17 protein-coding genes are annotated in these 20,473 nt (G+C 35.6%); 11 read left to right on the top strand and 6 right to left on the bottom strand.

Annotated elements, in window-relative coordinates; genetic code table 11:
• Positions 1-6 precede the first annotated feature (6 nt).
• The 3 genes from MKY26_RS11840 to MKY26_RS11830 all read right to left on the bottom strand — a co-directional run bounded on the left by MKY26_RS11840 (position 7) and on the right by MKY26_RS11830 (position 4,086).
• A complete protein-coding gene (locus MKY26_RS11840) occupies positions 7-870 on the bottom strand; it encodes a phytoene/squalene synthase family protein (RefSeq protein WP_307316792.1) in 864 nt (287 codons plus the stop codon).
• Between the two features lie 12 nt (positions 871-882).
• The gene (locus MKY26_RS11835; RefSeq protein ID WP_307316794.1) at positions 883-2,409 is read right to left on the bottom strand and encodes a phytoene desaturase family protein; all 1,527 of its coding nucleotides are present in this window, start codon (positions 2,407-2,409) and stop codon (positions 883-885) included.
• A 288-nt stretch (positions 2,410-2,697) separates the two neighbouring features.
• The gene (locus tag MKY26_RS11830) at positions 2,698-4,086 is read right to left on the bottom strand and encodes a sigma-54 interaction domain-containing protein (RefSeq protein WP_095372254.1); all 1,389 of its coding nucleotides are present in this window, start codon (positions 4,084-4,086) and stop codon (positions 2,698-2,700) included.
• Between the two features lie 213 nt (positions 4,087-4,299).
• Here MKY26_RS11830 and MKY26_RS11825 point away from each other — a divergent pair, with 213 nt between their 5' ends.
• The 8 genes from MKY26_RS11825 to MKY26_RS11790 all read left to right on the top strand — a co-directional run bounded on the left by MKY26_RS11825 (position 4,300) and on the right by MKY26_RS11790 (position 13,199).
• Entirely contained in the window at positions 4,300-5,622 is a 1,323-nt protein-coding gene (locus MKY26_RS11825) for an aminotransferase family protein (protein ID WP_095372255.1), read from the top strand.
• Positions 5,619-7,055 (top strand): aldehyde dehydrogenase family protein, encoded by a 1,437-nt coding sequence (locus tag MKY26_RS11820; RefSeq protein ID WP_322910348.1) that lies wholly within the window; start codon positions 5,619-5,621, stop codon positions 7,053-7,055. The genes MKY26_RS11825 and MKY26_RS11820 overlap by 4 nt, the downstream gene beginning before the upstream one ends.
• Before the next feature lie 11 nt (positions 7,056-7,066).
• Positions 7,067-8,458: an APC family permease gene (locus tag MKY26_RS11815; protein ID WP_370873355.1), complete on the top strand. Its 1,392-nt coding sequence runs from the start codon at positions 7,067-7,069 to the stop codon at positions 8,456-8,458.
• A 249-nt stretch (positions 8,459-8,707) separates the two neighbouring features.
• Positions 8,708-9,049 carry a hypothetical protein gene (locus MKY26_RS11810; RefSeq protein WP_095372256.1) on the top strand — a complete coding sequence of 114 codons (342 nt, stop codon included), beginning with the start codon at positions 8,708-8,710 and terminating at the stop codon, positions 9,047-9,049.
• Between the two features lie 105 nt (positions 9,050-9,154).
• Positions 9,155-10,117, top strand: a complete 963-nt coding sequence (locus MKY26_RS11805) for a ketoacyl-ACP synthase III (RefSeq protein WP_328198131.1) — start codon at positions 9,155-9,157, stop codon at positions 10,115-10,117.
• A 380-nt stretch (positions 10,118-10,497) separates the two neighbouring features.
• Positions 10,498-10,860, top strand: a complete 363-nt coding sequence (locus MKY26_RS11800) for a hypothetical protein (protein ID WP_095372257.1) — start codon at positions 10,498-10,500, stop codon at positions 10,858-10,860.
• A 429-nt stretch (positions 10,861-11,289) separates the two neighbouring features.
• A complete protein-coding gene (locus MKY26_RS11795; protein WP_095372258.1) occupies positions 11,290-12,330 on the top strand; it encodes an NAD(P)-dependent alcohol dehydrogenase in 1,041 nt (346 codons plus the stop codon).
• A gap of 455 nt (positions 12,331-12,785) precedes the next feature.
• Complete coding sequence (locus MKY26_RS11790) at positions 12,786-13,199, top strand: MerR family transcriptional regulator (protein ID WP_095372259.1); 414 nt, start codon at positions 12,786-12,788, stop codon at positions 13,197-13,199.
• A gap of 258 nt (positions 13,200-13,457) precedes the next feature.
• On the opposite strand, the gene rpsD is transcribed toward MKY26_RS11790, so the two are convergent.
• Positions 13,458-14,060, bottom strand: a complete 603-nt coding sequence (rpsD, locus tag MKY26_RS11785) for a 30S ribosomal protein S4 (RefSeq protein ID WP_095372261.1) — start codon at positions 14,058-14,060, stop codon at positions 13,458-13,460.
• A 624-nt stretch (positions 14,061-14,684) separates the two neighbouring features.
• Between rpsD and MKY26_RS11780 the strand changes: the two genes are divergently transcribed.
• Positions 14,685-16,541, top strand: coding sequence for a sensor domain-containing diguanylate cyclase (locus MKY26_RS11780; RefSeq protein WP_341097568.1), 1,857 nt, complete (start codon positions 14,685-14,687; stop codon positions 16,539-16,541).
• A 287-nt stretch (positions 16,542-16,828) separates the two neighbouring features.
• Entirely contained in the window at positions 16,829-18,016 is a 1,188-nt protein-coding gene (gene megL / locus MKY26_RS11775) for a methionine gamma-lyase (RefSeq protein WP_341097561.1), read from the top strand.
• A gap of 60 nt (positions 18,017-18,076) precedes the next feature.
• Here megL and MKY26_RS11770 read toward each other — a convergent pair whose 3' ends face one another.
• Positions 18,077-18,556 (bottom strand): GAF domain-containing protein, encoded by a 480-nt coding sequence (locus MKY26_RS11770; protein ID WP_095372263.1) that lies wholly within the window; start codon positions 18,554-18,556, stop codon positions 18,077-18,079.
• A gap of 178 nt (positions 18,557-18,734) precedes the next feature.
• Here MKY26_RS11770 and refZ point away from each other — a divergent pair, with 178 nt between their 5' ends.
• Complete coding sequence (refZ, locus tag MKY26_RS11765; RefSeq protein ID WP_095372264.1) at positions 18,735-19,376, top strand: forespore capture DNA-binding protein RefZ; 642 nt, start codon at positions 18,735-18,737, stop codon at positions 19,374-19,376.
• On the opposite strand, the gene hisJ is transcribed toward refZ, so the two are convergent.
• Complete coding sequence (gene hisJ / locus MKY26_RS11760; protein ID WP_341097554.1) at positions 19,362-20,168, bottom strand: histidinol-phosphatase HisJ; 807 nt, start codon at positions 20,166-20,168, stop codon at positions 19,362-19,364. The genes refZ and hisJ overlap by 15 nt on opposite strands.
• Positions 20,169-20,473: the final 305 nt, after the last annotated feature.

Genomic DNA, 20,473 nt, shown 5'->3' with positions numbered 1-20,473 from the left:
TCCCCCTTAATTAGCTAAATCCATTCTTGTATTATTTAATATATCCGCCACATCATCATAGATCATCGCATGCTTTTCTTTAAAACAGTTATATTGTTTGTTTCTAATTTGTGCTAAGTAGCTTCTATAAACTCTTGCAGCGGATAATACTTGGAATTGAGAGTCACGATCAAATAGATGATAGCTCGTTTCAAAGCTGTCATATTCGCTTTCAGCCTTTTGGGCAAGTTCCTCCCATATTGAAATAAATGAAGGGTTAATCACACCTCTTGAAAGTTCTCCAGTTGAATATTGATATTTTACTAGCAAATTTTCTGGGATATATATACGTTGATGATTGCGATAATCTTCACCAATGTCTCGTAAAATATTTGTTAATTGCATAGCATTTCCTAATTTAATAGCTATTGGTCTTAGTTGTTGGTAATGCGTCTTAGCGATAATAGGTAGCAGCATAAGGCCGACAGTTCCGGCTACATGATAACTATACTTCAACAACTCATCTATTGTACGAGGGGCTTTGAAGGAAATATCCATTGCTTGTCCTTCTAATTGTTCAAAAAAAGGTTGAATATTCATTTCATAGCGGTTAAATACATCTCGTAATGCTCTCCATAAAGGTAAATCTAGCTCCTTATTATGTTGAAACAGGACAAGTTCATCGTGTAGTTGCTCCAGACGGTTAACTTTTTCCGCCGTACTGTCATGAAGGTCGACTGCATTATCTGCCATTCTACAAAAAGCATAAATGGCATACACTGCATTCGCTTTTTCCTTCGGTAGATGAGAAAAGGTATAGTAAAAACTATTTGAATAGTTTTGAATGATTTTTTCACAATAATAATAATCGGCTAATAGCTGCTGATTCATTACATGCCCCCCTTAAATTTTCTCGTATGCTTTCTCGTCATCTAATATAAGCTCCTCTGAGGCAATTTTTGCTGATAATAATACAATCGGTACGCCTGCGCCAGGATGTGTACTACTACCGGTAAAGTAAAGATTTTCACAATAAGTAGCTTTACTTTGCGGGCGTAAGTGATTGCTTTGGGTCAAATTTGGTCTTAATCCAAAACACGCTCCATTATAAGCGTTAAATCGATGTTTGAAATCCATTGGAGTGATATGTGTTTCAGAAATAATGTGTTCTTCAATATCTTCGAATCCAGGCATGGTTGATAATTTTTTCATGACTTGCTCGCGGTAGTGTTGCGAGGTTTCATGCGTCCATTCATCCTTAGCTGTAGAGAGCTCAGAAACAGGAACAAGTATATAGAGACCATCTTTATCTTTAGGTGCCATTGTTTCATCAAGTTTTGAGCCGATATAAACATAAAAAGAGGGGTCATTTAATTGATTACCTTCGAATATATCGTCAATGTTTCTCTTTAAAGATTGACTAATATAAAAATTATGGACAGTGTCTAGTTGCTCCACTTTTTTATCCAACCCTATATACATGAGAAAGCAGGAACATGAATATTTCATTTGATCAATCTTTTTATCTGTATATTTCTTTCCTTTAGTGCGCTGATCTTGAATGAGGTGTTTCATGGCATGAGGAAAGTCTGCGTTGCACATAACATAATCAGAATGGACAACTTGGTTGTTTGCCTGTATACCATATGCTTTGCCATTTTTTATTAAGATCTGTTGCACGTCGCAGTTGTAATTAATTTTACCTCCTAGTTCTAAGAAAAGTTTTTCCATTGATTTTGCCATCGTATGCATTCCACCTTTTATAAACCAGACCCCATAAAGTATTTCAATCATTGGGATAATCGTATATAAAGATGGTCCAGTATAAGGAGAAACCCCAATATATAATGTTTGGAAGCTCAGCATACTTTTTATTTTGTCATTTTTGATGTACTTTCCAATAAATGAATCTGCACTATCTAATGTTCTTAATTTGAGAGCTTGCCTCAATACTTTGGGGTTGTAAAAATCTTTTCCATTCCTAAAAGGTTTTTGTAGAAAGTGTTCTTTGGCAACTAAAAACCGTTTGTATATTTTTTCTAAATAGGTGAGGAATCCTTGGGCATCTTTCTCATCAATATCTTCAAGTGTTTTCATTAATTCAACTAAGTTTGAGGATATTTCATAATGATCTTGAGACTGTTCACTGAAGAAAACAGCGTACATCGGATCGAGTTTTTGCATAGGAATATAATCATTAGGATCTCTTCCGGCAAGTTCAAATATCTCTCTGTATAGTTCGGGCATCATCACGATAGTCGGCCCGAGGTCAAATGTGAAGCCATCTTTTTCGATACGATTCATTTTACCTCCAGGATTACTATCTCTTTCATAAATTTCTACATCATAGCCTGCTTTTTGTAATCGTATCGCACTAGCTAATCCTGCAACACCTGCTCCGATGACTACAACACTTTTTGTCTTTTCCATTGCTTCGCTCCTTTTTTTTCTGTACCTAATGAAAAGGAGAAAGTCTAGAATTTAAGTGACACATATGTCACTTAAGTTAAAAAAAAACCTTTCCTTTTACAATAGATAAATATCCTTAATAGTCTTATTTCAAACCTTTTTTTAAAAATTTATTTATTCTAAGATTTTTTCCCTTTTATCTCATATCATTTTTAATATTTATCTCTTTATCTATATATGTTGCTGAATAAAAAAATAGTAGAAGAAATTGAGTGGACCTGTTTTGTATAGTAAAAAAGCAAATAGAAGCTATAGCTCTCTATTTGCGCGATATTTCTTTAGCTTCCTAGCAGCAGATGCTTGGCTAATTCCTAGTAATTCAGCTACTTTATAGCTTGAGGGATATTGTTTATACGTATGTAAGAGAATATGTTTTTCAATTCTTTCTATTCTCTCTTTTAAGCTTTCATTATTCTTTTGTAGTGGTAAGTCAATAAGGTCTGGTTCGATTTGCTTGTTCTTAAAGAGTGCTTGGGGTAGGTGACTTGGGTAAATAATGACAGAATCAACTGTTAAGACAAGTCTTTCTATTAAATTCTCAAGCTCGCGCACATTTCCTGGCCAATGATACTCTGTTAAGTATTCGTAAGTCTCATTATGAATCTCTTTCTCCATATGATATTTATTGTTCATGATGGACAGATAATGACTTACTAAAAAGATGATGTCTTCTTTCCGTTTTTTTAAAGGGGGAATTTCAATGGGAATTACATTGATACGATAATAAAGGTCAAGGCGGAAATCACCTTTATTGACCATTTCCTCTAATGGGCGATTCGTGGCTGTAATCAGTCTGAAGTGACTCGTTCGCTCTGTATTACTGCCAACTCTTTTAAACTTCTTTTCTACAAGTACTTTTAATAATTTGACCTGTAAGGATAACGACAATTCTCCAATCTCATCTAAAAATAATGTGCCATGATGTGCTTGTTCAATTAACCCTTTTTTTCCATGCTTATGGGCCCCAGTGAAGCTCCCTGGTTCATAGCCAAAAAACTCCGTTTCGAATAAACTTTCTGGAATGGTACTGCAGTTAACCTCAATGAATGGTTCTTTTTTTTCTTTACTTAGTTGATGGATTTTTCTTGCCCACATACTTTTTCCAACACCAGATTCACCTAATAATAAGACGGTTGCGTTTGTATTGGCTACCCGATGAATCGTTCGTTTGATTTCTTCCATTTTTTTGTTACGATATTGGGCATTTTCTTGTTCTCTAAGTGCTTTTACGACCTGCTGATAATTTTGGATTTGTCGCTCTAGCTCTTTATATTGTAAATGAAGTTTATTTATTTCTGTTTGATCTTGAGCATAGCTCACTACGAATTGTATTTGATTGTTATTATCAAATATTGGGTAGGCGGTAGTCATAATGATTTTTCCTGTTAGCGTTTGCTGCATCAGTTCTACTTGTTGTTTCTTTTTTATTACTAGTGCTGTAATTGAAGGGTTAAATACGCCTTTTGCCTCTAATTCATAAACTGTTTTACCTAAGCAATCTTCTTGCCTTACACCATAAACAGACCAATGTTTTGGATTGAAATATAAGATTTCGCCTACGCCATTTGTAATTGTAATATTATTATTGGATGTGAGAACGATTGTTTCTATTAAATGATGAAGTGATGAATTTTCCATATAAAAACTCCTTTGCATATAAACCTCTCTTCAATTATACAATAATTCAAAATATAATTAATAATTAATTTATTGATTAAAAAAGTCAAAAATGAATTATTAAATTCATTAATGATAAAGAAGTTTCTTCATTTAATAAGTTTTATAAATTTGGCATAAGAATTGCATTATAAATAATAATATTCTAAATAATCACATAATGGAGGAATTGACATGACGACATTATTAACCACAGAGTTATCTGAATTAGACAAGAAGCATTTTATCCATCCAACTAGCTCAATTGCCCAGCAACAGGCGGAAGGTCCGAGCCATATATTTACAGAGGGTAAGGGCGTATATTTGACAGATACAAACGGACATAAAGTTATTGATGGTATGTCCTCGCTTTGGAATGTCAATATAGGCCATGGTGTGAAGGAAATGGCTGAAGCAGCTTATGAACAAATGTCTAAACTCGCCTTTACATCTAATTTTAGCACTTTTAGTAATGAGCCAGCGATCCGCTTAGCAGAAAAGTTGTCAAAAATACTACCAGGAGATCTGAATGCTGTCTTTTTTACATCAGGGGGTTCCGAATCAAACGATACGGCATTTAAATTAGCAAGACATTATTGGATATTAAAGGATCAACCAGAGCGCCAAAAAATTATTTCCCGGAAAATGTCGTATCATGGTGTTGCAATGGGGGCTACAAGTGCTACAGGGTTAAAACCGTTTCGTGATTTTACAAATGCTAATGCGCCCCATTTTCACTATGTAAATTCGAGCGTAGAAGAATTCCGTACATTAGTAGAGAAGGAAGGACCTGAGACAATAGCCGCTTTTATTGCTGAGATTGTTCAAGGTGCAGGCGGAGTCAACCTCCCACCAGAAGGCTACTTTAAAGAGATAAGAAAAATATGTGATGAATATGGCATCTTAATGATTATCGATGAAGTCATTACTGGCTTTGGAAGAACAGGAAAATATTTTGCCATTGAACATGAAGAGATTCAACCAGATATGCTTTGTTTTGCCAAAGGTGTAACAAGTGGATATGCCCAATTAGGTGGAGTTGCACTTAATGATCGCCTACACAATGATTTTAAGACTCTCTCAAAGGGCACTCTGTTGCATGGTTATACGTATAGCGGTCATCCAGTGGCTTGTAATGTTGCTTTGAAAAATATTGAAATCATTGAGAGAAATGGTCTTATTGAGAACGCAAAAAAAATGGGAGAGGAATTGTATAAAGGGCTAAAGTACTTAGAAGAAAAACATGAAATCGTGACAAATGCAAGAGGGTTTGGTTTACTTGGTGGCATTGACATTGTCAAAGATAGTCAATCTGGTGAGCGTTTTGCTGAATATTTAAGTCCACTCATTGTGAAGGAAGCTGCGAAGCTAGGGTTGATTTTGCGAACAGTTACGTATGATCATGACTCGATTGTTTTCTCACCGCCGCTCATCATAAACAAAGCAGAAGTAGAGCAGATGGTTAATATCCTTGACCAGGCGATTTCGAATGTAAAGAGAGAGGTGTTAAAAGGTTGAAGATTGATACAAATAAAAAAAAGTATATGCGCTATAACCCTGCTAATACTGATGAATTAATAGGAGAAGTAGAAGAATCATCCCTAGCGGAAGTAGACTTAGCGGCTACTTCTGCTAGGCAAGCCTTTTTAAAATGGAAAAACAAGCCTTCAATTGAACGTGGGGAAATTTTACGAGTAGCTGCAGATCTATTAGAAGCAAATATGGAAGAACTGGCTATACTTGCGACAAAAGAAACAGGAAAGGTTATAAGAGAGACGAGAGGTGAAATAGGTAGAGCAGCAGCGATTCTCCGATATTATGGGCAAGAAGGATGGAGACAAATTGGAGAGCATCTTCCTTCTGCGTTTATTGGAAAAACTCTCTACTCTTCTAGAGTGCCGATTGGACCGATAGCTGTTATTTCTCCATGGAATTTTCCAATCGCCATCCCAATCTGGAAAATGGCCCCAGCATTAGTTTTCGGAAATACAGTTGTTTGGAAACCATCAGAGGAATCTACATTAACAGCAATAAAACTAGCAGAAATTCTGTGGCAAGCAGGGTTACCTAAAGATGTGCTACAAATGGTTAATGGTTCAGGAGCAACGATTGGAGAGGCATTAGTTCGTCATAAAGAAATAACTGCAGTTACATTTACAGGGTCAAACCAAGTAGGCAATCAAATTGCTGTTACTGCTGCATCTCAGCAAAAGAAGTACCAACTTGAGTTAGGCGGGAAAAACCCTGCGATTGTAATGGCTGATTGTGATTTATCTTTTGCTGCGCAATCATGTATAGACGGTGCAATGAAACAATCAGGACAACGCTGTACAGCAACGGGCATCGTTTATGTTGAGGAGGCAGTCTATGATTCTTTTAAAACGATATTGGAGGATACAATCAATGAATTGAAAATAGGAGATCCATTATCAGAGATGACAGATATTGGTCCGGTGGTATCAAAGAGACAATATGAAAAAGTACAATCCTATATCCAAAAAGGATTGGGAGAAGGTGCAGAGCTTGTTTGCGGTAGGAAGTCGCTTGCTGATACATATTGGCAAAATGGTTACTATATTCAACCGACAATTTTTGAAAATGTGAAAGAAAACATGACGATTGTTAAGGAAGAAATCTTTGGCCCAGTTCTTTGTTTAAGGAAAGTAGCGAATTACAAGGAGGCATTAGAAGCAACGAATTCCTCTAAATATGGCCTAAGCGCTTCTATTTTCACGAATAATCTTCACCAAGCATTTCATTTTATTCAACATGCTGAAGCAGGTATGGTTCAAGTTAATGGAGAGACTGGAGGTGCAGAACCCCAAGCACCATTTGGGGGAATGAAGGCATCAAGCTCAGGTAGCAGAGAACAGGGACAAGCAGCAATTGAGTTTTTTACAGAGATAAAAACAGTATCTATACAAACTTTTGAAACATTAGATGGCAATTAAATCTGAAAGGGTTGAATTTTATTAACAAGAATAAAGTCCTGTCTCGATTCGATGTGTTGTTTTTGTCTTTTGGTGCAATGATTGGCTGGGGGTGGGTTGTGCTTTCAGGCAACTGGGTTCATACTGCTGGTTCTGTTGGAGCAACGATTGCCTTTATTGTTGGCGGTATTTTAGTTTCTTTTGTCGGACTTGCTTATGCAGAATTATCATCAGCAATGCCGACAAATGGGGGAACGATGATTTTTGCAGAAAGAGGTATTGGACGTAAGTCTGCTTTTATTGCTGCCTGGGGGTTAGCACTTTGCTATATATCAGTCGTCGCTTTTGAAGCAGTTGCCCTGCCGACCGTTGTAGAATATTTGTTTCCTAATTATAAAGTTGGTTATATGTACACCATCAATGATTATGATGTCTATCTATCCTGGGTTTTAGTAGGAGTCGCAGGTGCCCTATTTGTTACCATTTTTAACTTCTTTGGTGTGAAATCAGCTGCCTTTTTACAGATGGTATTAACGATTGTGATTGCTTTAATTGGTGTCATGCTCATTGCAGGTGCCGGTGTGACTGGAAGCTTAGCAGATGCTGAACCACTTTTTGTAGGGGGCGTTTCAGGTATTATTGTTGTTCTAGTGATGACTCCATTTATGTTTGTCGGTTTTGACGTTATCCCACAAACGGCTGAGGAAATGAATATACCTCCAAAATCGATTGGACGCCTTTTAATAATGTCAGTTGCCTTTGCTGTTATATTCTATATTGGAGTAGTCATAGCAGTAGGAATAGCAGTAGATAAAACAACTCTTTCGACATCGGTTTTACCAACCGCGGATGCGATGGCAATCATATATGGTTCTGATCATTTTGCCACCATTTTGATTCTTGGAGGAATTGCTGGGATATTGACGAGTTGGAATGCCTTTATTATTGGAGGTAGTCGTATTCTTTGCTCAATGGCAGAGAAGGAAATGATTCCCGCTTGGTTTGGTCGCTTACATCCGAAAAATAAAACGCCAACGAATGCGATTCTGTTTATTGGTGGACTATCAATGTTAGCGCCACTCTTAGGTCGTCCAATGCTTGTATGGTTAGTAGACGCTGGTGGGTTGGCCGTTCTCTTTGCCTATTTAATCGTCTCTATTGCCTTTTTGCAATTACGTAAAAATGAGCCAGATATGCTTCGACCATTCAAAGCAGGGAATTCTAATATTGTCGGGTGGTTAGCGGTTCTATTAAGTATTGGCTTTATTATCCTCTTTTTCCCAGGAATGCCTGCTGCATTAATCTGGCCATATGAATGGGTCATCTTTGCAGGCTGGTGGGTTATAGGTGGTCTATTAATCTATCTTAAACGGGAAACTTATATGAAGAGTAGCAAAGATATATCTAGTTCAAAAACAATGTAACCATTCATTTGTTTACGAATGTAGCAAGAAATTTTTTCAAAGAAGATTTTGCTAGCATATGAGTGATAAAAGTATTTTGCACCCTAACAGGGTGCTTTTTTTTTGTGCCTATTTTCCTATATTCTAGTAAAATTTTTATTAATCATCCGATATTATTATAGTAGACTAATAGTTTGATATAGTCTTATAACTTATTTATGGGTGTAAAGACCTATTTGTGAGTAAAAAATAATAAGGAGTTATAGGAAAATGAAAAAAGCAACGATTCATGTGAATGAAGCAAGTAAAATAGTAAATATGTCTGTAGCAGGGCAGATGACGATGGAGGATGCAAAGCTTTTTGTTGAGGAATATGTGGCAAAAATCGGTCCGATCAATGGTCCGGATTATGACCTTTTTGTTGATTGTACGGAAATGAAGCTTTTATCTCAAGAGCTGTCTGATAATTTGACAGAAGTGATGAAAATGTATAAAGAGACAGGCTTCAAGAAAGTCATCTATACGATTAAGGAAAATGTAGTCCTCAAAATGCAATTGGCAAGAGTGGCGAGAAACGCGGGTCTTTTACAAGCGAGTGTTGAAGAGGCTTAAATAAGTATGAAGAGCTATTCTATTTGGGTAGCTCTTCATACTTATTTATATGGAAAATAAATCATATCAAGAGGAGAATTGAAAGTGACAGAACAGAATATTAAAATGCGTGCAATAGCTATTTATCATCCTGAGAATGTTGTGACAAATGATTTTTATATTGAACATTTTAAGAAACAAGGGAGGGATATTACACATTTCCTTGAAATCATGGGTAGAAAAGAGCGATACATCATTGATAACAGTAAGGAAAATAGCTTATCAATGGGAATAGAAGCAGCGAAAAAGGTATTAACTAAGGCTGAAATGGCTGGAGGGGATATAGATCTGATCGTTTTTTCCACACAGGTACCTGAAAGGACGTTTCCAAGTCATGCGATGTATGTACATGAGGCCATTGGTGCCAAGAATCATACAATGATATATGATAGTAATGCAAATTGCGCAGGTATGACTTTAACAGTGGAAAATGTGTCACGTTACATGATGGCCAATCCACGTGTGCAAAAAGCATTGGTGATTGGATCGGATGCGAATAGCCTCATATCTCACCCTCAGCAAGAGATTACCTTTGCCAACTTTGCTGATGGAGCAGCAGCTCTTATTTTAGAAAAAACAACAGAAGAAACAGGTTTTATTGATGCCATATTCGAAGTGGATTCTGCGAATAAAGATAATATTGTCTATCCGCAGGCAGGTTTTTCTCAAACGAGAGGACAAGCAGAAAATATTGTTTTCCTACCTTTTGATGGAGCAATGGCCATTCCAGTAGCTTGTGAAATGATTGAAGAGTTGCTTGAAAGAAATAACCTAACAATAGGAGATGTAGATGCTTACTGTTTCTCTCAATTTGCTTTATCAAACATTAAGAAAATACAATCACATTTTGAAATCACACAGGAAAAGATCATCTACATAGGTGATAAGTACGGTTATACCACTACAAGTAGTCCTTTTATTTGTTTATATGAAGGTATTGAAACAGGAAGGATTAAAAGAGGCGATACGGTGTTATTTTGGACTATTGGTGCGGGGCATGAGATGGTTGCCATGTTGTTTAAGTATTAAGCAAGGAGGTATATCATTATTAAATAAAGAAAAACCAACATATAGTAGTGACTCCTAAAAGTGAGAGCTTTATATTAAGTAACTATTTGGCAGGTATGAATATGGTATTGAACCACTCATACCTGCCATTTTTTCTTTATGCGTTTATTTATATAATGAATGATCTACTCTCCTTTAATTTTCTCAAATGAGTAGCGTGCTTTTCTGAAATACATTACCTGATATAGTAATCCAAAAAAGTTCTCCATATGTGAATTGCCTAAGCAGTTTCCTTTGGGGGAAATACTCTGGAACTCATGTATTAGGTGAAGTTTACGGCATGGTTAGATATAAAAAGAATGAAAGTAAAATGTTAAGCTCCAAAAAAATGGGGGGATTGAATGAGTTGGAAGGATTTAGATATAGAGAAAATTAATACAATTGAAAAGTTAGTGGCTGAGTTTGAAGTATCTGCTTTATCTTTTTTTGAAGAAGTATATGAAGGTGACCAAATTCCTTTTGGTTCCTTTAAAGTGAGAATCTATGAACAAAAAGAATCTAATACCTTTATTGGTTATACAAATCTAAAACTAAAAGATCCTTTAGGTGGTTTTGAAGGAGCAGTAGGATATGGCTTAAAAATTGAGGATGCCTTAGTAGACATTATAAAAAACTTCAAGAACAATGTTTGTGATTATATGGATATTTGTAAAAGGAAATTAAATAAGGATGACTTTTCCTTAGTAAGTTATGACGAGTTTTAGTAAAAAGCCCCTTCTCAATCGAGAGGGGCTTTTTACCTGAACAGCTGTTTGTTTTAAAGAACATCTTTTCACAAATTAATTACTAATTAAGTAAATTCGCTTCTAGCCAGTTTGTCTTAACGAATTGCTTTAGCGAAATCTCTTTGGTTCAAACCTCGCTCCTTTTCTAAATTCATCAACTCTGTTTATCAAATACATCTCATCTTTCTTTTTACAAGTATTTACATTTTTAGTTTGTTCACACAATGGAAAGGTATATTCCTACAAAACACTCCACATAAGGAGTATCACTATTATATAATTTTGCTGGCTTGATTCTGCATATAAACTTATACCTTGACTTAGAGTTAACTAGAGGGGTTATTCTAGTTTTGTAAGAAACAAACAGGTCAATTCTCTTTAAAATCAAATTATTGGAGGTTTAAACAAATGATAACAGCTAAAGCAAGAGCAGTAGACGGTCCAGACAAACCATTTAGAGTTGCAGAAATTAAAAGACGTGATCTTGATTCACAAGATGTTCTGATAGAAATTAAATATGCGGGCATATGTCATTCTGATATTCATACTGCTCATGGTGAATGGGGTCCAGTGAACTATCCACTTGTACCCGGACACGAGATTGCGGGAATCGTCACAGATGTTGGAGCCGAGGTGACAAAGTATAAGGTTGGGGACCGAGTAGGAGTCGGATGTATGGTTGATTCTTGTGGTGAGTGTGAGAACTGCCGTAAAGGAGAAGAGCAATATTGTTTAAAAGGAAAAGTCGATACTTATGCAGGTGTTGATAAATACGGGGAGCCCACTCAAGGTGGCTATTCAACCCACATTGTCGTATCGGAAGATTTCGTACTCAGAATACCTGATAATATTGAATTTGACGTAGCAGCACCATTACTTTGTGCGGGTATTACAACATATTCCCCGTTAAATCATTGGGGAGCAGGTCCTAACAAGAAAGTAGCAATTGTTGGTATGGGGGGGCTTGGACATATGGCTGTTCAAATTGCACATGCAATGGGTGCTGAAGTCACTGTTCTGTCTCGAACATTGAAGAAAATGGACGATGGTCTGAAGTTAGGTGCAGATCATTACTATGCAACAAGTGACCCAGAAACATTCGAGAAACTTGCTGGATGCTATGACTTAATTATTAATACGGTAAGTGCAAAGATTAATTTGGATGCCTATTTAGGACTACTCAATCTTGATGGCGCGCTAGTAAACGTAGGCGCTCCTGCAGAACCACTGTCACTAAACGTGTTCAATCTAATCGGTCATCGTCGTTCATTTGCTGGGTCTATGATTGGAGGCATCCGGGAGACACAGGAAATGTTGGATTTTTGTGCTAAACATAATATTACTCCTGAAATTGAAGTGATTTCAGCTGATCAAATTGACGAAGCTTATGAACGAGTAGTAGCTTCCGATGTGAAGTATAGATTTGTAATTGACATCAGTACAATGTGAATGACGTAAGCGATATTTATGGGGTACAGCCAATGGCGGTACCCCTATAAAAATTAAATATTAGTAACTAAAAAGACGTCTTTATTTGTTCGTTAAGACCTATGTTCTGAATTTTTCTTTACAAATCCCAATTTTTGCTTTTCATCAATTTACTGTATTCTTCAAAATATACCTTTTCTGAATCTGACGCTCTATCATTCCTAATCCATTTTTTATAACACTTATACCAGATTAAACTAAGAACTCATCTTAAAATAGCCTCTATTCATATCAAATCTTGCTTTTTTTCTCTTATATATTACAGTTAACTCTAGCTAAAATGACCCATTTATTCTTTTTACCCAATTTCTAATGAACAGATGACTTTGCCAATCAACAAATACCATGATATAATTTCTTTCATTTCTAGAGTTAACTCGAAATCTATATCGTAAATAAAGAAACGGAGAGTAATAATGAAGACATATTCTATCAGCGAGGTTGCTAAAGAATTGAATCTTACCGTATATACCTTGCGCTACTACGACAAAGAAGGACTTATGCCATTTATAGAACGTACTGCTAGGGGAACAAGACAGTTTAAAGAATCCGATATCGAAGCTTTAAAAATAATTGAATGTTTAAAAGCCACCGGAATGCCTATTAAAGAAATAAAAAATTTTATTGATTGGTGTTCTGAAGGAGATTCCACCTTGCAACAAAGATTTGATATGTTCATGGAACGAAAAGCTATAGTGGAATCACAACTAGAGGAATTAAACAAGACAATGGAACTCATCAAGCATAAATGTTGGTATTACAGAACAGCTTTGGATTCCGGAACTGAAGATATTCATAAAAATAATAAAATAGAAATTCCTTTTAACTAAATATAGTTCTAAGACAAAGTCATTCTGTAAGTTCTTTTATTCCTTGTGAACCGTCAAGTACGATGTTCGGGATTTGAAGAATGAGTAATAATATGAAGCAAACGGGCACTCTTCCTATTATTTTTTGGCCCCAACTTGGTCCCAAAAAGCATTATCTTACCCTGTTTTGCAAAGTAAATAAAAACGAAAAAACCCCTGAAATGTTGATCTAACAACATTTCAAGGGGTTTATTAGCATTAAAATGCTTAATGCTAATATTAACGAGAGTAGAACTCAACGATAAGAGATTCGTTAATTTCTGCTGGAAGTTCAGAACGCTCTGGTAAACGAGTGAAAGAACCTTCAAGTTTATCTGCATCGAAAGATACGAAATCAGGAACAAAGTTGCTAACTTCAACTGCTTCTTTCACGATATCTAGGTTACGAGATTTTTCGCGAAGAGTAATTGTTTGACCTGGTTGCATGCGGTAAGAAGGGATATCTACACGCTTGCCATCAACTAAGATGTGACCGTGGTTCACAAGTTGACGTGCTTGACGACGAGTACGAGATAAACCTAGACGATAAACAACGTTGTCTAAACGAGATTCTAAAAGAATCATGAAGTTTTCACCGTGTTTACCAGTCATTTTACCAGCTTTATCGAATAAGTTACGGAATTGGCGTTCATTTACACCATACATGTGACGAAGCTTTTGCTTCTCTTGTAATTGTAATCCGTACTCAGATAATTTTTTACGTTGGTTAGGACCATGTTGTCCAGGAGCGTAAGGACGCTTTTCTAATTCTTTACCAGTGCCGCTTAGAGAAATACCAAGACGACGAGATAATTTCCAGCTTGGGCCAGTATAACGAGCCATAATATGACTCCTCCTTTTTGTTTTTATTTGGGTAAAATAAAAACAGTTGTGGTCATCTTTACGCACATTTTGTTTTCAAGTATCTTCGCCCTCGCAGCAGAGGGTTACACAATACCCCATCAACAAAGATTGTTAGAGGAACAGAATGAAACATTAAAGTACACACAAAAGCTGCGATATTTTACACAAAGACTATTATACAATCTTTATTGATTAGAAGTCAATGTTTTACTGAGTGTAATATGTAGTCAATCAGTAATCTCTGATGTCGAGGTTGTAAGTTGAAAACAATTAATGAAAATGAGTCAATTCCTTATGAATATAGTAAAAACTATAATAAAGATTGATTGATATTGTAAAATATATGATATAATATAGTTCTAAAGTATCTGTTTTGAAGTAGGTTAAAAGAACTATAGTATAGAAAAAAATAGCTAAGTGTAATAATAAATATATTTAAGTGCGATTATCCTTTTATGTCATTTGTTAAGTCATAAAAATGATAATTCCCATACCATTTAAGAGACGATTAATTATGTCTGTTTTATACATCTGGATTTAGTACATATTCTATCTAAAATGTGGGTGATAAACAAACCACTTTTGAATATAGGTGATATAACTATGGATAAGGAAAAAGAAGTAAAAGCGTTACTAGAAATAAAAAGTAAAATATTAGACCTTATATATAAAGGAAATACTTCTAAGAATCAATTTGATGATTTTGTTAAAGAAGTTGCTACTAGTTTAGGATGTATAGCAGCGGGATTTTATTTCGTAAATGAGTGGAGAAAGGCATATGTCATTGAAGGGGAATACCATGCTGAGTTATTGTCTTTACCTGCTATTATTCCTATAGATGAGGTTTATCGTGAAAATCATCCTTTGTATGTTAATAAAAAACAGGGAGCTTATTCGAGTAAAGATGGACGCTTACTCATCTTCTTCCTTCAGCGGTTAGATGGCTTACCAGAGTATTTGGTTTTGCTAAGGGAGAATCAACAATTTATGTTGAGCCAACCATTTATGAATGAGCTTACAGATGTCTTGAGTTCCTATATGTTATTTAAAGGTAAAATAAATGAGCTTTACGATGAAAAACTGCATTACACGGAATTGTTCGCATTTGTCGAACGTTTTAGTTTTCATAGAATATTAAAATTGGACGTATTATTAAGTGAAATGTTAAAAATTCTGGATAGGCTCTATCCTTCATTTCAATATTATTTATTGTTGACACATGATTATGAAGAAATCAATCAATTACCAGTGAGGGATCTAGATTATCAGGAGGAAAACAGTCTCGCACTTGAAGCGTATGTATCAGGGGAAGTGACAATAGAACAAACATCAACCGACATTGTTCTATATGCTCCTTTTTTAGGAAGCCAGGGGGTATATGGTGTTCTCCAAGTGATTACTAAAGGGATATATGCCATTCCTAAAGCAGATCAAAAGTATTTTGGTTTAATTGCGAAAATGACAGGAGCAATTATTGAAAATATTCAATTACATCAACAATCACAACAATTAATTGGTGATTTGCAATTTATAAACGAAACATCACAGCAATTAAATGCTGATCTGCGTTTTACAGAGACGATTCATTTTATGACAGAACAAATAAAGAAATCATTTCACGCAGAAGAAGTGGGTTTTTTCTTGTCTCAAGATGGTGAAAAATGGACTCCATTAAGTGGTAGCACCAGTTTCTTCTTTGCAAAAAAATCGAAAGCCTTTGTAACATATGTGCAAAAATTGATGTTAGAGAAGAAAGATGCGCTCTTTATTGGCGATTTAACGATTCCCCATATGAAAGCTAGTTACCGTTCTCTTATGGCCGTACCTATGGGAAACTTAGGGAATATGTGGGGGTTTGTCGTGATTTTGCACCCTATGCCTTATTACTTTCCGTTTGATTCATTTAAATTACTCCAAGCATTAATTCATCATACAACGCTTGCATTTAAGAATTCGTTATTAAGAGAGGAATTAGAAAAGTTAGTCGTAACCGATCACTTAACGCAACTTTTTTCACGAAGTTATTTGGATAATCAAGTGGAACAATCACTAAAAAGTGATGAAAAAGGTGTTTTAATATTAATCGATATTGATGATTTTAAAATGATTAATGATGAATATGGTCATCAAGTCGGTGACGATATCCTTATTCAAGTGGCAGATATCATCATTCATCATATTAGAGTGGGTGATGTGGGCGCAAGATGGGGAGGAGAGGAACTGGCGATTTATCTTCCAAATGTAGATGCGAAGATCGGTGTTTCAATCGCTAGAAGATTAAAGGAAAAAGTGAGTCGATTAACGAGTCCAAATGTGAGTATTTCATGTGGAGTGTCACATTGGAAAGCTAATGAAGAGGAGAGCTATGCAACCTTATTTCACCGTGCTGATGTAGCATTATATGAAGCGAAAAATGCAGGGAAAAATAAAGTTGTTTTTTTAGAAAAAGATAGAGACTAAGAGGTTGATTAGTTTAGTTGGATAGAAATTAAATAGATGGGGTTTAGAATGAGAACTTTTAATGTCCAAACTGGACACTTAGTTCACAAACGCCCAATCCTATTTAGTTAACGCCACTTATACCAGCCTCTTTGTTTAATTAGACACCGATAAATAATAATAATCGTTGAAAATTCTTGTGTGGTAGCATATTCTGAATTATAGGAATCTTTTTTATATTTAAACGGTAATGTTTTGTACTTTTATTATTGTAAGCGTTTTCAATCATAATCCTGGAGGAGATATCCTTGGAAGGTAACGAGAAAAGAATAGAGACCAAATGTATTCATTCTGGTTATGATAGTCAATTATATAACGGCAGTTTAATACCACCTTTATTTCAAACAGCTACATTTACATTTTCAAGTGCAGAGGAAGGTGCTCGCAGGTTTGCCTCTGAAGAAGCAGGGTATGTCTATTCACGTTTAGGGAACCCGACTGTTGAGATCTTAGAAAAACGAATGGCAGAATTAGAAGGGGCAGAAGCGGCATTAGCATTTGGATCTGGAATGGCAGCTGTTTCATCTGTGTTAATGACATTAACGAAAGCGGGAGACCATATTTTATGCTCACAAGGAGTATATGGATGCACATATGGTCTATTGCATTTATTAGAAGAAAAGTACCAGATTTCACATCAGTTTTCTACTATGAGCTCTAGAGAAGAGTTAATGAGTTGTATTACACCAGAAACCACTTTTATTTACATTGAAACACCGATTAATCCAACGCTTGATATTGTTGATCTTGAAATGGTCGTAGCAATAGGTAAAGAAAAACAAATCCCTGTTGTAGTAGATAACACCTTTTGTTCCCCTTATTTGCAAAATCCAATTTCATTTGGATGTGATATTGTTATCCATAGTGCAACAAAGTATTTATGTGGCCATGGAGACGTCATTGCTGGCATTGTGGCAGGTAAAAAAGTGTGGATGGACGACATTGCGAGACATACAAGAAAGGATATACGTGGTATTATATCTCCCTTTGATGCTTGGTTATTATTAAGAGGTATCAAGACATTAGCTATTCGATTAGACCGACACAGTCAACAAGCTACTATTCTTGCCGAATTTTTACGAAATCATGAAAAAATTGAGCAGGTTTATTACCCAGGTTTTGCTGATCACCCACAAGCTAAGATTATCGCAAAACAAATGAAGCAACCCGGGGGGCTTATTTCTTTTAAAATTAAAGGAGGACAAAAAGAAGCGCAGGCATTGATGAATCATCTAAGTCTAATTAAAGTGGCTGTGAGTTTAGGTGATGCAGAAACTTTAATTCAACATCCGGCAACGATGACACATGCTGTCGTTCCTAAAGAAGAGAGAGAAAAAATGGGGATTGGAGATAGTTTATTACGGCTTTCAGTGGGATTAGAAGCAATCGAAGATATTAAAGCAGATCTCTCTGAAGCGTTAAATCAATTCAAATAACATCATCTAATCAAAATGCGAACAAATGTATATATCCTTATTTGTTCGCATTTCTTGAAATTATAAGAACTTCACTAATTCTTTTACAAATGCTTCTAGCATCTTTTCATCTATTTCATCAAAGCGGTCTTTTTCAGGAGAATCAATATCTAAGACACCTAATAATGTTCCATCTTTTACGATAGGAATGACAATTTCCGATTGAGAAGCCGCATCACATGCGATATGGCCAGGAAAAGCATGGACATCTGCAATTCTTTGCGTCTCTTGTCTAGAAGCAGCAGTGCCGCAAACACCTCTACCAACTGGGATTCTTACACATGCGGGCAATCCTTGAAATGGTCCGAGAACAAGTTCTCCGTCTTCCATTAAATAAAAGCCAACCCAATTTGTACGGTCTAAAAATTGATTTAATAAGGCAGAAGCATTACTTAAGTTGGCGATTGTATTTTTTTCACCTTCTAATAATGCAGCAAGTTGCTTAATTACTAGTTGATAATTTTCTTCTTTATTTCCTTGATAATTTTCGACGTTAAACATCATACATCACCATGCTTTCTTTAAGTATTTAAGGTATTATGCCATAAAATAGGTTAAAAGGGGAGACTTTGTCGACAATTAATAAAAGGAAAATCTCTTTTATGCAAGAATAGATTTATTATAACAAGAACAGAGGATATTTGAACAAAAATCTTGTTATAGGGAGGCGAAAGAGCGCATGAAAGAAAATGCTAAAGTGGCAATAATTGATGCAGCTATCTATCTCTTCAACCATAAAGGGTTTAATGGAACATCTGTCAGGGATATCGCCAGTAAAGCAAAAACAAATGTTGCTAATATATCCTATTATTTTGGTAATAAAAATGGTTTGTTAGAGCAATGTTTAACGGAATATTATGAAGCATATATTCAAGAAATTGAGAAAGGGTTTAATCTCTTAGACCGAGGACCGACACATTCCCTAAAGGCCGTTGCTGAAAATATCCTTTATTTCCAATTTGAAAATGTGCAATTAACGAGACTGATTATTAGAGAAATGTCGATCGATTCGCAAATGGTCCGAGAAATTATGTCCACTTATTTAACAAAGGAAAAGTATTATCTAAATAGAATCTTTGAACAAGGATTCAAGACGAAAGAATTCTACTTAAACACGACGGCGTATTTAATCCTACAATGGAAGAGTCTGCTTACTATGCCGTTTCTTAATAGTCATTACTTAACAGAAGTGCTTTACCTTGTTCCCCATGAAAGTTATTTTGTGGAGAAGTATGTACGTGAGACTCATGCTTGGATTGATCATTTTGTTTGTAGAAAAGAGCCAAAAGAGCAGCAGGTGACATTGCTAAATGTTTTGTAACTGGGAATTTAACTTACTCCAACCGTATCCCACAAGTTTTGCTTGATGAGCGTCGGAGCCGTATACAAGTGGAATGCCCATACTCATTGCTTTTTGTGCGACTGATGCAGGAGGATAACTTTCAAGACATAGCGGCTTAATGAGCCCAGCGGCATTATAGTCCAGTTCGTAGTGCTTGTCTTTAACAGCATTCAAAATATCACTAAGTTCCTTTTCAAATTCCTGTTCAACGGGAAATTTTTTTTGGAATTTTTTAACTAAAGTAATATGTCCAATTCTCGTTGGTTTATACTGACCAAGGTCGCTTAAGATGGACTTTTGAACTGTACGAAAATAATGTTGATATACGGCATCGATAGACCCGTATTCATTAATCATATCTTGGAAGACATCAGGGCTATAATCTAAACAATGATAACCATTTTCCCCTTTTAGGAAATGAACAGACAAGATGGCGTCATCGATACTTGGGCCGATTTTATTCAAAAATGCCGTTATTTCGTCTTCATACCCTTCAATATAATCCACTTCTAGTCCGATATGGATATTGAGTTCCTTTTTATATTGTTGTTTTAACTGCTCAACTTCGTCTAAATAATTGGCAATATCACTATTTTTCATAGCACTATCTTTGGCTGGCACCGGGTCAATAAAATCAATAGGTAAAGGGGCATGCTCAGTAAAAGTGATATCAGTAAAGCCTTGCTCTATCGCTCTATTAATATAATGTTTCATATGATCCTTTGTTCCATGAGGGCAATAAGGCGTATGAATATGACCATCTTTTTTCACGTGAAAGCTCCTTTTTATAGCGAAATAATTGTTATTTCGTGCGATATATGAGATAAATAAAAATAATCATTTATACGTGCAGATTTAACTTTATTCAGTTATTTTTACGGGGAAATAGAAGTTTTTCTGGTCAATTTAAGATGTAAAAAGATTGATTATACGAATTTTGTCCAATTATTTCAATAAAATCTTAAAATAATAGTTAAAAAATGTCGTTTACATGGTATCATAAAAGCATTGAAATGAACAAGAAAATGATTAATTTAAGTATATATATTTGGTTCGGTAACAGAACAGGGGGCTTT

The organism is Cytobacillus sp. FSL R7-0680 (genome assembly GCF_038009245.1).
Classification (GTDB): domain Bacteria; phylum Bacillota; class Bacilli; order Bacillales; family Cytobacillaceae; genus Cytobacillus; species Cytobacillus kochii.
Note: the sequence above shows the minus strand (reverse complement) of the source record. Positions and strands in the feature narration are given on the sequence as shown.

Excerpts from the sequence above, each read along its gene's own strand:
- MKY26_RS11840 (WP_307316792.1), bottom strand. The coding sequence starts at position 870 with ATGAATCAGCAGCTATTAGCCGATTATTATTATTGTGAAAAAATCATT.
- MKY26_RS11825 (WP_095372255.1), top strand. The coding sequence starts at position 4,300 with ATGACGACATTATTAACCACAGAGTTATCTGAATTAGACAAGAAGCAT.
- MKY26_RS11770 (WP_095372263.1), bottom strand. The coding sequence starts at position 18,556 with ATGTTTAACGTCGAAAATTATCAAGGAAATAAAGAAGAAAATTATCAA.
- MKY26_RS11780 (WP_341097568.1), top strand. The coding sequence starts at position 14,685 with ATGGATAAGGAAAAAGAAGTAAAAGCGTTACTAGAAATAAAAAGTAAA.
- MKY26_RS11795 (WP_095372258.1), top strand. The coding sequence starts at position 11,290 with ATGATAACAGCTAAAGCAAGAGCAGTAGACGGTCCAGACAAACCATTT.
- MKY26_RS11830 (WP_095372254.1), bottom strand. The coding sequence starts at position 4,086 with ATGGAAAATTCATCACTTCATCATTTAATAGAAACAATCGTTCTCACA.
- MKY26_RS11810 (WP_095372256.1), top strand. The coding sequence starts at position 8,708 with ATGAAAAAAGCAACGATTCATGTGAATGAAGCAAGTAAAATAGTAAAT.
- MKY26_RS11800 (WP_095372257.1), top strand. The coding sequence starts at position 10,498 with ATGAGTTGGAAGGATTTAGATATAGAGAAAATTAATACAATTGAAAAG.
- rpsD (WP_095372261.1), bottom strand. The coding sequence starts at position 14,060 with ATGGCTCGTTATACTGGCCCAAGCTGGAAATTATCTCGTCGTCTTGGT.
- MKY26_RS11835 (WP_307316794.1), bottom strand. The coding sequence starts at position 2,409 with ATGGAAAAGACAAAAAGTGTTGTAGTCATCGGAGCAGGTGTTGCAGGA.
- MKY26_RS11790 (WP_095372259.1), top strand. The coding sequence starts at position 12,786 with ATGAAGACATATTCTATCAGCGAGGTTGCTAAAGAATTGAATCTTACC.
- MKY26_RS11805 (WP_328198131.1), top strand. The coding sequence starts at position 9,155 with ATGCGTGCAATAGCTATTTATCATCCTGAGAATGTTGTGACAAATGAT.
- refZ (WP_095372264.1), top strand. The coding sequence starts at position 18,735 with ATGAAAGAAAATGCTAAAGTGGCAATAATTGATGCAGCTATCTATCTC.